A 14,760-nucleotide genomic window follows, 5' to 3' on the forward strand; every position below is an offset into this window, starting at 1 on the left:
GACCGCCCTGTGTGTGGTTGGGAAGTGTTACGGCTGGGCCGAAAAGAGTGTCCCGGTTGGTCACGCGGTGCAGAAATCGATCGCGTCGCGGACGGCCTCCTTCCGGCCGATGAACGTGACGTGATCGCCGCGTTCGATACGATCCTCCGCGTGGGGAATCCGGTTCTCGTCGTCCCGGCTGATCAGGCCGACGTAACAGTCTTCCGGGAGGTCCTCGGTGAGGTCGGCGACGGTTCGACCGGCCGCGTCGTCGGCAGTAACCTCGATCTCCTGCACGTCGCCGGTCCGGTCGAGTTCGGTCATCCAGCGGGCGATGGCCGGCCGCTCGATCACGTTGTCCATCGACCACGCGACGGACATCCCCGTCGAGATAGCCTCGATGTCCAGATCCTGGAAAGCGGCCTCGTTGTCGGGCTGGTTGACCCGCGCGACGACAGTCCTCACGTCGTAGGTGTTGCGGGCCAGCTGGCCGACCAGCAGATTCACGTCGTCGCTGGGCGTCGCTGCGGCGACCACCTTCGCGTTCTCCGCGCCGGCCGACCGCAACACGTCCCGGTCGGTGCCGTCGCCGTGTTTGACGCGGTAGCCGTCCTCCCTGAGCGTCTCGACCACGTCCTGATCCAGTTCGACGATCGTGACCTCCTCGCCACGGTCCTCCAGTCGGTCGGCCAAGGCCTGCCCGATTCGTCCGCCGCCGACGACGATAGTGCGCATCGGAATCACGTCGAGTGCCTGCGCGATGTGACGTGCCAGTCCCCCTTGAAACGCCACGGTCACGAAGATCACGAGGAAGACCGTGCCGACCAGCGTCGTCGCCACCTCGGGCTGGCTGTCGCCGAGTTGCAGCGCGAACAGCGTCACGACGCTGGCGGGGATGATCCCCCGGGGCCCGATGGCGCTGACGAACAGCCGCTCGCGGAACGTGAACCGCTCGCCGACGGTCGAGAGGAAGACCAGCAGCGGCCGGATCACCAGCGCGACGGCGAGGACGACCGCGATACCGCCGACCCCGAGCGACCGCAGGTCCGACAGCGAAAGCAAGGAGGCCAGCACGACGAACACGAACGTCAACACCACCAGCGTCACGTCGCCTTTGAACTGCTCGATCTGCTCGCGGTAGGGTAGCTCGACGTTGCCCAGCAGGAAGCCGGCGCTGGCGACGGCGGCGATGCCCGACTCGGCGACGCCCAGTCCCGCCTCCGCGACGCCGTAGGAGAGCAGTGCCGCCGCGAGTACCACCAGCCGCGCGTTGCGGGGCGCGTTCTCGGTCGGCAGCTCCAGCCGGGCCAGCAGGAACCAGACGAGGCCGGCCACGGCCACACCCACGAGAACGCCGGCCCCGAGCCGGTAGGCGAACTGTCCGATCAGTGTGGGCAGGCCCTCGCCCTCCAACAGGAGGTACTCGAACATCACGATGGACAGAATCGCAGCGGTCACGTCGTTGACGACGCCCTCGGTCTCCAGGGTGGTCGCCACGCGCTCTCGCACCGGGACCACCTCCAGTATCGGCGTGATGACCGTCGGCCCGGTCGCGATCAACAGCGAGCCGATCAGCAGGGCCAGTTCCCAGGACGTCCCCAGCGCAAAGCGGACGACCACGGCAGTGCCGAGGTGGGAGACGATCGCGCCGAAGGTCACCAGCCGCAGGGTCTCCCGCGGGGCTTTCCGCAACCGGTCGATCTTGAGTGCGAACGCTCCCTCGAAGACGATGATCGCGACGGAGAGCCCGACGATGGCCGACAGCGACCCGCTGTCGATGGCACTCGGCGTGATCAACCCCAGCCCCTCGGGCCCGACGGCGACGCCGGCTGCCAACCAGAACAGGACGCTCGGCACGCTCAGCCAGTCCGAGAGCACCTGTGCGGCCACGCCGACACCGACGACGGTGACGACGAGCGCGATGAGTTCTGTCGACGCTGACACCGGCGTATTCGTTCGATCCCCGACACGCCAGTGTCGAAAGTGTTGCGTTCGGTGGGTCTCCGAACCGTTCTGTGTGCCCGATCGACCCCAGGTAAATCGAATATCGCTATATCAAATAGGCGACCGATCGAGCACCTGTCGCTCCCGGGGGTGTCGAACGGACGACGGGAACCCCCTGGACCAGCCGACAGACGGGAACGCCGACGAGTGAGAGCGGAGGTGCCGGGGCGTCGAGTCGACGACGGAGCCGCCGAGCGGACCGGTCGTCGGCCCCACCGGCGACACCGACGAAACCCGGGGGCTGGACGCCGATAGCGGGTCGAAGTGTGGCCGAGTCTAGCTGTTTAGACAGGGGGATTATTTCACCCTCAGGAGTGTGACTTATCCGGTTCGTTCCCGGTACGACGGCCGGGTAGTCGATATATGACAAGGAATCGAGATGATCCGCGGACGATCGACGCATCGAATCGGACGAGAGAGACGGCGGACGACCGGACGCGTCGGGTGAACAGGCGGCGCGTCCTCGGGTCGCTCGGGGCGACGGCTGTGGCAGTCGGCCTCTCGGGGTGTCAGATCGACGGCGACCTGTTCGGGTCGACGGAGTCGGCGCCGACCGCCGACGCACCGACCGACAGCGCGACGCCCAACTGTGGCTCCTTTACCACGCTCAGCCAGTCGGACCTGGACGGCGGCGCGACACTGGAGAAGGGGTGTTATCGTATCGACGGCATCCTCGAGGTCACGGACGGAACCCTGACGCTCGAAGCAGGTGTGTACGTCGAATTCGGACAGGACGCGGGGATACACGTCGAGTCGGACGCTGGATTCGAGACGACGGGGACGACGTCGGATCCGGTGATCCTCACCGGGCAGACCCGGACCCGTGGGTTCTGGCGGGGAGTCCGGCTGAACAACGGTCCGACAGGACAAAACGACCTGCGGAACACGATACTCGAGTACGCCGGCGGCGGGAAGTGGCACGGCGCGTACGCGATCAGGTCCGGCGGCCTGCTGGTCAGTTCGGGAACGGCCAGTCTGGACGGCGTGACGCTTCGCTACAACGAACGGGCCGGCCTGCGGGCACCCTACGAGGACCCGGATCTGACCGTCGCGAACACACGCATCGCGAGCAACGAACTCTCGGCACAGGTTCACTCGGACCTCGTCGGTGGCATCGCCGCCGACAACACCGTCGAGAACAACGACACCGACAGGATCACCATCACCGGCGGTGGCGGACAGAACACCGTCGGGACCAGTCAGACCTGGGTCGATCCCGGTGTCGAGTACTACGCCGAGAAGGACGTTCGCCTGGCGGCCGACCTCACCGTCGAGGAGAACGTCACCGTCCAGTGTGCGGAGAAGGTGGGTATCGAGGCCGACGGTGTCACCTTCGAGACGAACGGCTCGGGCGGCGACGGAGTCGTCTTCACCGGGAGTCGCGACTCGCCGGGGGCCTGGCAGGGCATCTTCGCGGGCAAGGGCGCGACCCTCGATTTCGTCCACACGAGAGTGGAGTACGCTGGCGGTGAAATGTGGACCGGTGCCGACGACTCCAGGGGTGGCGTGTTGATCCGGGGCGGCAACGTCACGGCGACGTTCGACCACTGTATCGTCACCGGCAACGGGACCGCCGGGATCAAGGTCGATTCCGGCGGCACGGACCTCACAGTCACCGAGTGCATATTCTCGGACAACGCGGCAGCCCTCCAGCTACACGCGAACGTCGTCGACGGACTGGACGAGAGTCAGACGTTCGGGAGTGACAGTTACGTGGGCGTCCAGTCGGGACCACAGACGAGGCTCACGGACGCGGCGACCTGGCACGGGTTCGACGCTCCGTACCGACTCAGCAGGAACTTGCCCGTCGACGCGCCACTGACGGTCGAACCGGGCGCGACGATCGAAGCTCACCAGGACGTCACCATCTTCACCGGGAGTGGGACCGACGGGTCGATCAACGCCGACGGGTCGGGGTCCTCGCGGATCACCTTCACCGGCGTCGACGGGACACCCGGGACCTGGAACGGCATCTCGTTCATCACCGGCAGTGCGGACAACGTCCTCCGGAACGTAGTCGTCGAGAACGCCGGTCAGAACCGAATGCGCGGCGGGGAACACAGCCAGGCGTGCGTGTTACTCTACAGTTTCGGACACACCGGGACGGCGACGATCGAAAACTCGACCATCCGCGATAGCGGCTACCACGGGATCAGCTACGGACCGAACTCGAATCTCACCTGTGGCGGCAATCAGTTCTCCGGCAACGCCAAACAGGACGTCAAATTCACCGGGAACGGCGTGGGGAAAGACTGCACCTGAGGATGCCCCGCGGCCCGAACACACCGACCTCGCTCCGGGGCCGGCCCACAGTCGACCGAACGCCGACGTGATGAGGGCGGTCACTCGGCCACGACGCGTTCCAGCCAGTCGAACTGGGCGGTCAACTCGCGACGGCGCTCGATCACTGTGGCGTCGAGGGCGAACTCCGTCGTCGCCGTCACCCGAGTACCGCCGTCCTCGGCGGTGACCTCGTAGGTCGTCCACATCTCCTCGAAGATGCCGTCGGCCTGTTCGTAGGCCGATTCGGCGTCCGGGCGGTCGACGGTCCTGGGATCCGGCTCGATGGCGGCGAGTCCGAACCCGTTGACGATGGTCACGTCTGCGCCGTCGACGGTCACCTCGTCGAAGCCCGTAGCCGTGATGAACCGCTCCACGTCGGCCATCGGCTCCCGGACGCGGTCCGGGGCGGCGTCGAACGTCCTGGTCACGCTGACGGATCCCGTTGCCCGGGTACACACGACTGCACTAATCCGTCTCCGATGGTCTCGGTCCCGTCGTGGCCCGGGCGACCCGTCGCGGCGGCGAACGGGGCCGGCCCGGAGGACGGCTCACCTGGAGAGCGCCGACAGGCCGACGAACGCGATCACGCCCACCGCGATACCGAGTGCGAGGACGAACGGCACGAACTCCGCGACGGACGGGCCGCTGGCGGGCGAGGACAGCGCCAGGAGGGCGAAAAGCGCAGTGACGACGGCGAAGGCGGAAGCCGCCAGCGTCGGGTTCCGGACGAGACGAGATCGCACGGCGTCGAGACGTGTCACGCCTTTCCTACCGGCGGCGGAGGCAAAACTGTTTCCCGCGAGTCAGTCGGCGGTCCGCTCTTCACCCGCGTCGATCGCACCGACGGTCGGGGTCTCCTCGTCGCCGACCGCCGTCTGAACCTTGCCGGCGACGACGGCGAGGACGTAGATCGCGACGGCGACCAGCACGATGACGCCGCCGGCGGTCGCCCCGGCGTAGTAGGCCACGCCGATCCCGAGCAGGACGGCCAGTTCCGCGAGGACGATGGAGACGAGCAAGGAGCCGTCGAAACTCCGCGTGACCTGTGCCGCCCCGGCCACCGGGACGACGAGCATCGCCGCCACGAGGATGACACCCATGATCTGCATGGCACCGACGACGACCAGCGCCGTGAGCATTACCATCACGCGGTTGTACCAGGTGACGGGGATGCCCGAGACTTCCGCCGCCGTCTCGTCGAAGGTGACGTAGAGCAACTGGTTGCGCGTGAGCGCGACCGTGGCGACGATGACGACGAACAGCACGAGCAGGATGGCGGCGTTCTCCGGCGAGACCGTCGAGAGGTTCCCGAAGAGGTACTGGTTGATCCCGACCGCCAGCCCGCCGGCGTTGATGCTGATGAGCGTCGTCCCCAGCGCGAACCCGGTCGAGAGAACGATAGCCATCGACACGTCGTTGTAGGCGTCGGTCGTCTCGGAGATCACCTCGATCAACAGCGCGGCGAGCATCGCGACGACGACCGCCGTCAGGTACGGCGAGACGCCCAGGTCGATCACCGCGTTCAGGAACAGTCCCACGGCGACGCCGGCGAACGCGGTGTGAGCCAGTGCGTCCCCGATCAGCGCGAGCTGGCGGTGGACGAGGAACGTCCCGATCAGCGGCGCCATCACGCCGATACAGAGCCCGACCAGGATCGCCCGGTGGAGGAACTGGTACTGCAACAAGCCCAGCCCCGTCAGGTCCCACAGCAGGAACATGAACGCCGACCACAGGTCGAGGACGGCGTACAGCGGCGCGAGCAGGGGGTCGAGGGGGCTCGTCTGCAGAACGGGATTCATCGGGCATCACCCACCACGGTCGCGGTGGTGCCGAAAGCGCGGGCGAGCGCGTCGCTCTCGACGAACTCGGCGGTCGGGCCGTCGAAGTACACCTCGCGGTTGAGACAGACCACCCGGTCGGCGTGGTCGGTGACGGCGCTCAGGTCGTGTTCGATGAGCAGGATCGTGATGGCACGCTCGTTGAGCGCGTCCAGCAGATCGTAGAACGCTTCGACGGACTCGGCGTCGACGCCGACGGTCGGCTCGTCGAGGACGAGCAGGTCCGCCTCGCTCGCCAGCGCTCGCGCGATGAACGCCCGCTGGCGTTGCCCGCCCGAGAGGTTCGTGATCCGCCGGTCGGCGAAGTCGCCCATCCCGACCGTCGCCAGGGCGTCGTCGACGATCCGCCAGTCCTCCGCCGAGAGCCGGCCGAACCCGACGTGTGGGAACCGGCCCATCTTCACGACCTCCCGGACCGTGATGGGCATCTCCTTCGAGGCGCTGGCCTGCTGGGCGACGTAGCCGATCCGGTCGCCATCGTCGAACGCGTGGGCCGGTTCGTCGAACAGCCGAACCGTCCCTTCGTCGGGTTCGAGGAGGCCGAGCATCAGTTTCATGAGCGTCGACTTCCCCGAGCCGTTCGGCCCGACGACGGCCACGTACTCGCCCGACTCGACCGTCAGGGAGACGTTCTCGACGACCGGCGTCGCGGTGTAGCCGAAGTCGACGCCGGACACGTCGATCACCGGCTCGCCCGGCGAGGCACCGTTTCCCGTCGCGGCGTCGCTCGCGGCGCTTGAGCGGTGTCCGGTCATTCGAAGTTCCTCCACTGCTCGGCCCAGCCGTCGGGCCCGACGTCTTCGGGCGCTTCGTTCCCGAGGACGACCTGGAAGGTCGGCATGTTGATGTTGTCCGCGATCTCCTCGTAGCCCCAGTCGTTTTCGACCCACTCCTTCCGCACGCCGGCGTAGGGCGTCACCGGGAAGTACGCCTCGACCTGCGTCTCTTCGAGCAACTGCCTGGCGGGCCGGCGCGCCTCGAAGACGCCGTTGCCGATGTATCGGATGTCGTTTTCCCTGATGACCTCTTTCGCACGCGTGATGTCCTGTGGCTTCACGTCGCCGCTGGCCGCGAGGTTCGTGACGATCGGCCGCATCTCGACGCCGTAGCGGACGCCGATGTACTGGAAGGCGTTGTGCGCGGCGAGTTGCACGACCTTCCGGTCGGCCGCGTCGAAGATGGCCCGGTAGTCGCTGTCGATCCGGTCGAGCACGTCGGCCTTGTACGACTCGGCGTTCTCCCGGAGCGTGTCCTCGTGGTCGGGGGCGACCGCGATCAGCCCCTCGGTGATGTTGTCGACGGAGCGTCGGGCCCGGTGTGGGTCGAGCCAGAAGTGCGGGTCCTTGCCCTGGTTCGCGCCGACACCCTCCTCCTCACGGTCGAGGCTGGCGGCCAGATCGACGAGGTCGACGCCCTCCCGGACGTTGATCAGGTCCGTGTCGATACCGTCGCCCTTGACCGTCTCGATGGCCCGGTCGGCCCACGGCTGGAAGCCGGGCCCGACGTGGACGAACGCGTCCGCCTCGATGATCCGTCGAGTCACGTCGAAGTTCGGTTGCCACCCGTGACCGTGGAGGCCGGTCGGAACGAGGTTCTCGACCTCGACCGGCGTGTTCTCCACGATCTGCCGACCGAAATCGTAGAAGCTGAAAAACGACGCTACGGCGGTCGTGCCACCGGAGCCACGCCCGCCTCCGAGACACCCGGCCACCCCAGCCGTCAGTACCCCCGACCCCGCAACCAGCGCCTGCCGCCGAGAGAGCCGAGACGAGATACCGCAGTTCGATTCGTCCATGACAGCTCTAGGGGATACGTCGAAGTAAATAATAGTTCTGTTCCAAACAAAGTATTAGACGTGTCTAATTCTTGGGACGGTCGACCGACTGGCTGCTCGGCCGTGGACGAGGGACGGCCTCGGCGCTGGGAGTCGGTGTGGCACCAGCTCGCGACAGAACAGCGGAAACGACGGTCGGAGGTCTCAGGCGATCTGGTCGTCGTACTCGTCCGGCGAGAGCAGCCCGTCCAGTTCGCTCTCGTCGTCGATCTCGACGTCGACCATCCAGCCATCGCCGTAGGGGTCCTCGTTGACCAGCTCCGGCGCGTCCACGAGGTCGTCGTTGACGGCGACGACGGTGCCCGAGACGGGGGCGTACAGGTCGGAGACCGCCTTGATGCTCTCGATGACGCCGAAGTCCTCGCCCGCGGTCACCGCGTCACCCTCGGCGGGGAGTTCGACGAACACCACGTCGCCGAGTTCGTCCTGTGCGAAGTCTGAGACGCCAATCCGCACAGTACTATCCTCGCGGCGCGCCCACTCGTGGGAGTCCAGAAACCGGCAGTCGTCGGGAATCTCGAAGCTCATCTATCTAGAAAGGGCAACGCCTGTGTTTGTGCCTTTTTCGGCTCGCCGCGGACGATCACCTGCACGTTGACCCCCGGACTGCGGTACTCCACCGGCAGATAGGCCAGCCCGATGGGTTTGTCGAGGGTCGGACTCATGGTCCCGCTCGTGACCGACCCGATGGCCTCGCCGTCCAGGTCCTGCACGGTGTAGCCCTGCCGAGGGACGCCGCGATCCACCAGCCGAAAGCCCGTCAGCTTCTCCTCGACGCCCTCGGCGTCGACCCGTTCCAGGGCGTCCCGGCCGACGAACTCCGTGTCGAGTTTGATCGTGAACCCGACGCCCGCCTCGTAAGGGTTCCGGGGGTTGTCCTCGGGGTCGAAGTCCTGGCCCGAGAGGAGAAACCCCATCTCGATCCGGAGCGTGTCGCGGGCCCCGAGGCCACAGGGTTGGCAGTCGAACTCGTTCCAGACGGTCTCGACCTCGGCGGCGGGGACGATCAACTCGAAGCCGTCCTCGCCGGTGTAGCCGGTCCGGGCGACCAAGCAGTCGACGCCCGCGATCGTCGCAGTGATCGCGGCAAACCGCGAGAGGTCACAGATCGCCGTCCGCTGGCCGTCGGCGACCGGATCGAGCAGGCGCTCCTCGGCCTCTGGGCCCTGGAGCGCGAGCATGGCGTAGTCGTCCGTGCGGTTCTCGACGGTGGCGTCCAGCTCCCACTCGTCGCGGTGGTCGACCCACCGGTCGTACATCTGCCCGTCGTGACCGGCGTTGGGGATGAAGAGGTAGTCCGCGTCCCGATCCGCGGGGAGGTTGTAGACCACCGTGTCGTCGAGGACAATTCCGTCCTCGTCGGTTATCATCGCGTACTGTGCCTGTCCGGGGTCCAGCGCGGTCACGTCGTTGGTCGTGAGCCGCTGGAGGAGTGTCTCCGCGTCCGGTCCGGAGACTTCGATCTCACCCATGTGCGACACGTCGAAGATCCCGGCCGATTCGCGGACGGCCGCGTGTTCGGTTCGGATCGAGTCGAATTCGACCGGCATCTCCCACCCACCGAAATCAGTGAACTTCGCCCCCACATCCTCGTGGACGGCGTGCAGGGGCGGCGTGCGTCCCGTCATACCTGTATCGGCCCCGCGCAGCGACCTAACTCTTCCCCCTTCGACACCGCATCAGTCGTCCGCCGTCGTTTCCTCGCCGTCCACCCCGTCGTCGTGAACCGGTTCCACCCCGTCGGGCAACTCGGGCACGTCGCTGGTGTCGTGACTCCCCGTCGGCGGCAGGTTCACCTCGGCCGCCGGCGACTCCGAGAGGTCAGTCTCGTCGTCGATGGCCTGCATCTCACCGTCCGCGTCGCGTGCGTCCCGATCGATCCGCATCGAACAGAACTCGACGCCACACATCGAGCAGAAGCGAGCCTCCTTGTAGTTGTCCCCGGGGAGAGTCTGGTCGTGGAACTCGCGGGCGCGTTCGGGGTCCAGCGCCACGTCGAACTGCCGCCGCCAGTCGAAGTCGTACCGGGCTTCCGAGAGAGCGTCGTCCCAGTCACGAGCGCCCGGCTTGCCCGCGGCCACGTCGCCGGCGTGGGCGGCGATCCGGTAGGCCGCCAGCCCGTCCCGCACGTCCTCGGCCTCGGGCAGGCCGAGGTGTTCCTTGGGCGTGACGTAACAGAGCATCGCCGCGCCGGCGCGGGCGGCCTCGGTCGCGCCGATGGCGCTCGTGATGTGGTCGTACCCCGGCGCGACGTCGGTCACGAGCGGCCCGAGCAGGTAGAAAGGTGCGCCGTCACAGACCTCTTGCTGGCGCTCGACGTTGTCGGCTACCTCGTCCATGGGGACGTGACCCGGCCCCTCGACCATCACCTGCACGTCGTTGTCCCACGCGAGGCGGGTCAACTCGCCCAGCGTGTCCAGTTCCGCGAACTGGGCCTCGTCGCTCGCGTCGGCCAGCGACCCCGGGCGGAGGCCGTCGCCCAGGGAGAAGGTCACGTCGTGCTCGGCGAAGATCGCACAGATATCCTCGAAGTGGGTGTAGAGGGGGTTCTGCTCGCCGTTCTCCTCCATCCACTGTGCGAGGATGGAGCCACCGCGCGAGACGATTCCGGTCTTGCGCCCGTCGGTCAGCGGGAGGTGTTCCGCGAGGACGCCGGCGTGGATCGTCATGTAGTCGACGCCCTGCTCGGCCTGTTTCTCGATCACGTCGAGCAGCAGTTCGGGAGTGAGATCGGCCACGTCTTCGACCTGCGTGACGGCCTCGTAGATCGGCACCGTCCCGACGGGCACGGGCGAGTGGGCCACGTTGGCCTCACGGATCTCGTCCAGATTGGAGCCGGTCGAGAGGTCCATCACCGTGTCCGCGCCGTAGTGGACTGCAGCGTGGAGTTTTTCGAGTTCACCCGCCAGATCGCTCGTCGTCTCGCTGTTGCCGATGTTGGCGTTGACCTTCGTCGCGAACGCCCGGCCGACGATCATCGGGTCGAGCGCGTCGTGGCCGTGGTTGGCGGGGATCACCGCCTGCCCCGCAGCGACCTGCTCGCGGACGAACTCCGGATCGCGATTCTCCCGGTCGGCGACCCGCTCCATCGCCGGCGTGACCTCGCCGGCGCGAGCGCGGGCCAACTGCGTCCCTGGCATCGACCACTAGATTATATTACTAGGTAATAAGCCTTGCTTCGGCCGTGTAAGTGCGCCGCTGGAGTCGGGCGAGCGGCGCGCGAGAAGAGGGGATCGGGTCAAACCGCCAGGTAGGAGGCGATGGTCTCCTCGTCTTCGAGGTCCGTCGCGCCGAGTTCGTCGACGATGGTGCCACGTTCCATGGCGTAACAGCGATCGGCCATGTCACGGATCACCGAGAGGTTCTGCTCGACGAAGAGGATGGTCGTGCCGAGGTCCTCGTTGATGGCGCGCATATCCTCGCTGATCTGCTGAACGATGGAGGGCTGGATGCCCTCGCTGGGTTCGTCCAGCAGAAGGAGGTCGGGGTTGGCGACCAGCGCCCGCGCGATGGCGAGCATCTGTTGTTGGCCGCCACTCATCGTCCCGCCGTTCTGATCGCGGCGCTCGTCGAGGATCGGGAAGTAGTCGAACACGTCCTCGTACAGCAGGTCCGACGAACTCTCGTTGATCGACTCGCCCATCCTGAGGTTCTGCTCGACGGTGAGGTCGGGGAAGATCTCCCGGCCCTGCGGGATGTAGCCCATCCCCGACCGGGCGCGCTCGTGTGGCGGCGTCTCGGTCACGTCGCGGCCGTCGAACCGGACGGTCCCCTCGTTGGGTTCGACGAGTCCCATGACGGTCCTGACCAGCGTCGTCTTCCCGACGCCGTTTTTTCCCATCACGCCGACGATCTCGCCCTCCTCGACGGAGAGGTCGACGTTCCGAAGGATCGGGGTCGAGTCGTAGCCCGCCCGGACCCCGTCGAGTTCAAGCATCGGTCTCACCTCCGAGGTAGATCCGCTGGACCTCGGGATCGGCTTCGATCTCCTCGATGGACCCCTCCCGGAACGTCTCGCCCTGGTGGAGGACGGTGATGTGATCGGCGATCTCCGCCACGAAGTCCGTGTCGTGTTCGATCACGACGAACGCGATGTCGCGCTCGGCGTTGAGCTGGGTGATCCGGTCGGCGATCTCGGTGCGCTCGTCGACCGAGAGGCCGGCGACCGGTTCGTCGAGCAAGAGGAGATCGGGGTCCAGCGAGGCCGCCATACCGATCTCCAGTTGCTGCTGTTCGCCGTGGGACAGCGCCGATGCCGTCACGTCGGCCTTGGCCGAGAGGCCGGAGGCCGAGAGCGCGTCGGCCATCCGCTCGTCGCGTTCGGAGCCGGCGGCCAGCCGCTGGATCGGCAGGCGGACGTTCTCACGGACGGTGAGGTCCTCGTAGACGCTGGGGACCTGGAACTTGATGCTGAGCCCGTGTCGGATACGCTCGTGGGGGTCCAGACCCGTGATCTCGTGGCCCTCGAAGTAGACCTCGCCCTCCGACGGGGAGAGCGCACCCGTAACGAGGTTCAGCAGCGTGGACTTGCCCGCGCCGTTGGGGCCGATGAGACAGCGCAACTCGCCGGCCTCGACGCCGAAGTCCACGTCGTCGATGGCCGTCAGCCCGCCGAAGCGCTTGGTCAGCCCCTCGGTCTGGAGGATGGTGTCGGTGTCGACACCCGTCGCCAGCTCCGCGCTGGTCTGTTTGACCGCGGGGTCCATGCCGTCGGCGGTGTCGCTCATTCGATCACCTCCCCGGTCGGGTCGGTCGTGTCGTCGGTGTCGCTGTCACCACGGCGATCACCGATCCAGGACACGAGGTCCCGGAGCCCCGGAAGGAGCCCCTCGGGCAACAGGAGGACGATCACGAGCAACAGTAGCCCGTTGATCACGAACGCCCAGTCGCCGACGTTCACCGAGAGGAAGAGTCCGAGCCGCTCGATGAAGATGGTGGCCACGATGGGGCCCAACAGCGTCTTCCGACCGCCGACGGCCACCCAGATGACCGGGAGGGAGGCCGCGGTCAGGCTCAGCTCGGAGGGGCTGATGTAGTTGAAGTACGTCACGTAGAGGACACCGCTCAGTCCAGCGAGCGCACCGCCGAACGTGAAGACGGTGAGCTTGACGCGTTTCACGTCGTAGCCGAGCATCTCGGTTCGGTCCTCGTCTTCACGGACCGCGACCATCACGCGACCGTAGTCGCTGTTGAGCAACGCGCGGAGCCCGAGGTACGTGACGAGCACCGCGAGCAGGGCCGCGTAGAACAGCACCGTGTCGTTGAAGACGAGGAACGGCTCCCCGATGCCGAGCGCCAGGTCGGGGATCCCCGGCATTCCGTTGAAGCCACCGAGTGCGGCCTCGCCGATGGTCCACTCGTCGCCGGCGGTCTGATCGAGGAAGGTCTTCAACACCAGCACGACCACCAGCGTCAGGATCGTGACGTATACGTCGCTGACGCCGCCGTAGAACATGAAGTAGCCCAGGATGGCCGCGAACAGGGCCGCAATCCCGACCGCGACGACCAGTCCGGCTATCGTCCCGAGCGGGCCAGTGACGTTGATCGCGACGATCCCGTAGGTGTACCCGGCCACCCCGAAGAAGGCGACCTGGCCGAAGCTCAACACGCCGGTGTAGCCCCAGACGACGGCCAGGCTCAGCGCCAGCAGTACCAGCGAGAGGTACTGGGACATGTTCGTGACCGCCGACGGGAGCATGTACAGCGGGAAGAACACGAACAGCAACACCACGACGCCGAACAGGTACCAGAACCTGCGGGAGTTGCCCATCGTGTTCGGCCCGTGCAGTGCCGCGGCGAGCCGTCCCAGCGGCCCGCGCGTCGCCGTGTCGTCGCTCTCGACGCCCATCTCAGTCCACCTCCAGCCGGCGTTCGCGCAGCCGTTCGACGAGACTGCTCAGCCCCTGCGGAATAAACCGGATGAGGACGATGGCGACGATCAACAGCGCGATGCGACCGGCGAACGTCCCGTAGACGTTCGAGAACAGCGTGTCGACGATGCCGAGCAGGCCGCCCGACAGCAGAGTCCCGACGACCACCGACGAGCCACCGACGACGACGGCGACGAACGCGTCGACCAGGAACACCGACCCGAGGCCGGGTTCGATGCTCAAAAGCGGGGTGTAGAGCGCGCCGGTCAGGCCTGCGAGGCCCGACCCCAGGGCGAACGTCGCCATGTAGGTCCGTTCGGTGTTCACGCCCAGCGACTGGGCCATGGACTCGTTCTGGATCGTCGCCCGGGCACGCATGCCGTAGTCGGTCCGGACGAACACCAGGTAGAGCGCGATCAGCACGAACGCCGCGACACCAGCCAGCAGGACCTGGTAGAGCCCGATCGACGAGTTACCGTAACTGAGTTCGCCGAACGGGATCGGCACGCCGCTGAGGGAGTTGCCGAAGACGTTCCGGAACGTCTGGACCATGATGAGGCTGAGCCCCCAGGTAGCGACCATCGAATCGAGCAGGCGGTCGTACAGCGGCGTGACGACCGGTCGGCCGAGCGTGCGTTCCGAGATCCAGTTCGGCACCGCTCCGGAGATGATCGTCCGTTCGACCAGCAGGCCGAACAGCGCCGTCACCAGTGCGGCGAACAGCATCGCGCCGATCAGTCGTGACAGCCCCGGCAGTGCGTCGATTGGCAGGAACGGAATCCCGCCGTTGTAGGCGAGCGAGGTCGAGAACGCCCCGACCATGATGAACTCGCCGTGTGCGAGGTTGATCACGCCCATGATGCCGAAGATGATGGCCAGCCCGGTCGCGGCCAGCACGATCGACGCGAAGTTTGGGAAGAACTGGACGAGAAGGTCCAGACCGATAGCCATC

General features: G+C 66.7%; 14 protein-coding genes. 1 reads left to right on the forward strand and 13 read right to left on the reverse strand.

Annotated features, from left to right (window positions below):
• Positions 1-60: 60 nt before the first annotated feature.
• On the reverse strand, positions 61-1,923 hold the full coding sequence (locus EAF64_RS02660; RefSeq protein WP_129067411.1) for a cation:proton antiporter: 1,863 nt from the start codon (positions 1,921-1,923) through the stop codon (positions 61-63).
• Between the two features lie 423 nt (positions 1,924-2,346).
• Between EAF64_RS02660 and EAF64_RS02665 the strand changes: the two genes are divergently transcribed.
• Positions 2,347-4,245: a right-handed parallel beta-helix repeat-containing protein gene (locus EAF64_RS02665; protein ID WP_129067412.1), complete on the forward strand. Its 1,899-nt coding sequence runs from the start codon at positions 2,347-2,349 to the stop codon at positions 4,243-4,245.
• 80 nt (positions 4,246-4,325) lie between these two features.
• Here EAF64_RS02665 and EAF64_RS02670 read toward each other — a convergent pair whose 3' ends face one another.
• The 12 genes from EAF64_RS02670 to EAF64_RS02725 all read right to left on the reverse strand — a co-directional run bounded on the left by EAF64_RS02670 (position 4,326) and on the right by EAF64_RS02725 (position 14,759).
• Positions 4,326-4,694, reverse strand: a complete 369-nt coding sequence (locus tag EAF64_RS02670) for an SRPBCC family protein (protein ID WP_227738866.1) — start codon at positions 4,692-4,694, stop codon at positions 4,326-4,328.
• Positions 4,695-4,814: 120 nt separating this feature from the next.
• Complete coding sequence (locus EAF64_RS02675; protein WP_129067413.1) at positions 4,815-5,027, reverse strand: hypothetical protein; 213 nt, start codon at positions 5,025-5,027, stop codon at positions 4,815-4,817.
• Positions 5,028-5,069: 42 nt separating this feature from the next.
• Positions 5,070-6,065: a metal ABC transporter permease gene (locus EAF64_RS02680; RefSeq protein ID WP_129067414.1), complete on the reverse strand. Its 996-nt coding sequence runs from the start codon at positions 6,063-6,065 to the stop codon at positions 5,070-5,072.
• Positions 6,062-6,874, reverse strand: a complete 813-nt coding sequence (locus tag EAF64_RS02685) for a metal ABC transporter ATP-binding protein (RefSeq protein WP_394345744.1) — start codon at positions 6,872-6,874, stop codon at positions 6,062-6,064. Before EAF64_RS02685 ends, EAF64_RS02680 begins: the two co-directional genes overlap by 4 nt.
• Entirely contained in the window at positions 6,856-7,899 is a 1,044-nt protein-coding gene (locus EAF64_RS02690) for a metal ABC transporter substrate-binding protein (RefSeq protein ID WP_129067416.1), read from the reverse strand. The genes EAF64_RS02685 and EAF64_RS02690 overlap by 19 nt, the downstream gene beginning before the upstream one ends.
• A gap of 183 nt (positions 7,900-8,082) precedes the next feature.
• A complete protein-coding gene (gcvH, locus tag EAF64_RS02695; protein ID WP_129067417.1) occupies positions 8,083-8,466 on the reverse strand; it encodes a glycine cleavage system protein GcvH in 384 nt (127 codons plus the stop codon).
• Positions 8,463-9,566, reverse strand: a complete 1,104-nt coding sequence (gene gcvT / locus EAF64_RS02700; RefSeq protein ID WP_129067418.1) for a glycine cleavage system aminomethyltransferase GcvT — start codon at positions 9,564-9,566, stop codon at positions 8,463-8,465. Before gcvT ends, gcvH begins: the two co-directional genes overlap by 4 nt.
• A gap of 51 nt (positions 9,567-9,617) precedes the next feature.
• The gene (gene thiC, locus EAF64_RS02705) at positions 9,618-11,078 is read right to left on the reverse strand and encodes a phosphomethylpyrimidine synthase ThiC (RefSeq protein ID WP_129067419.1); all 1,461 of its coding nucleotides are present in this window, start codon (positions 11,076-11,078) and stop codon (positions 9,618-9,620) included.
• Between the two features lie 98 nt (positions 11,079-11,176).
• Complete coding sequence (locus EAF64_RS02710; RefSeq protein ID WP_129067420.1) at positions 11,177-11,875, reverse strand: ABC transporter ATP-binding protein; 699 nt, start codon at positions 11,873-11,875, stop codon at positions 11,177-11,179.
• Complete coding sequence (locus EAF64_RS02715; RefSeq protein WP_129067421.1) at positions 11,868-12,665, reverse strand: ABC transporter ATP-binding protein; 798 nt, start codon at positions 12,663-12,665, stop codon at positions 11,868-11,870. The genes EAF64_RS02710 and EAF64_RS02715 overlap by 8 nt, the downstream gene beginning before the upstream one ends.
• The gene (locus EAF64_RS02720) at positions 12,662-13,786 is read right to left on the reverse strand and encodes an ABC transporter permease subunit (protein ID WP_129067422.1); all 1,125 of its coding nucleotides are present in this window, start codon (positions 13,784-13,786) and stop codon (positions 12,662-12,664) included. Before EAF64_RS02720 ends, EAF64_RS02715 begins: the two co-directional genes overlap by 4 nt.
• Before the next feature lies 1 nt (position 13,787).
• On the reverse strand, positions 13,788-14,759 hold the full coding sequence (locus tag EAF64_RS02725; protein WP_129067423.1) for an ABC transporter permease subunit: 972 nt from the start codon (positions 14,757-14,759) through the stop codon (positions 13,788-13,790).
• Position 14,760: the final 1 nt, after the last annotated feature.

It is taken from the genome of Halorientalis pallida (assembly GCF_004118325.1).
Classification (GTDB): domain Archaea; phylum Halobacteriota; class Halobacteria; order Halobacteriales; family Haloarculaceae; genus Halorientalis; species Halorientalis pallida.

Bases quoted from the DNA above. Each gene is read 5' to 3' on its own strand.
- EAF64_RS02665 (WP_129067412.1), top strand. From the start codon at position 2,347: ATGACAAGGAATCGAGATGATCCGCGGACGATCGACGCATCGAATCGG.
- EAF64_RS02690 (WP_129067416.1), bottom strand. From the start codon at position 7,899: ATGGACGAATCGAACTGCGGTATCTCGTCTCGGCTCTCTCGGCGGCAG.
- EAF64_RS02715 (WP_129067421.1), bottom strand. From the start codon at position 12,665: ATGAGCGACACCGCCGACGGCATGGACCCCGCGGTCAAACAGACCAGC.
- gcvT (WP_129067418.1), bottom strand. From the start codon at position 9,566: ATGACGGGACGCACGCCGCCCCTGCACGCCGTCCACGAGGATGTGGGG.
- EAF64_RS02680 (WP_129067414.1), bottom strand. From the start codon at position 6,065: ATGAATCCCGTTCTGCAGACGAGCCCCCTCGACCCCCTGCTCGCGCCG.
- gcvH (WP_129067417.1), bottom strand. From the start codon at position 8,466: ATGAGCTTCGAGATTCCCGACGACTGCCGGTTTCTGGACTCCCACGAG.
- EAF64_RS02725 (WP_129067423.1), bottom strand. From the start codon at position 14,759: ATGGCTATCGGTCTGGACCTTCTCGTCCAGTTCTTCCCAAACTTCGCG.
- EAF64_RS02720 (WP_129067422.1), bottom strand. From the start codon at position 13,786: ATGGGCGTCGAGAGCGACGACACGGCGACGCGCGGGCCGCTGGGACGG.
- EAF64_RS02710 (WP_129067420.1), bottom strand. From the start codon at position 11,875: ATGCTTGAACTCGACGGGGTCCGGGCGGGCTACGACTCGACCCCGATC.
- thiC (WP_129067419.1), bottom strand. From the start codon at position 11,078: ATGCCAGGGACGCAGTTGGCCCGCGCTCGCGCCGGCGAGGTCACGCCG.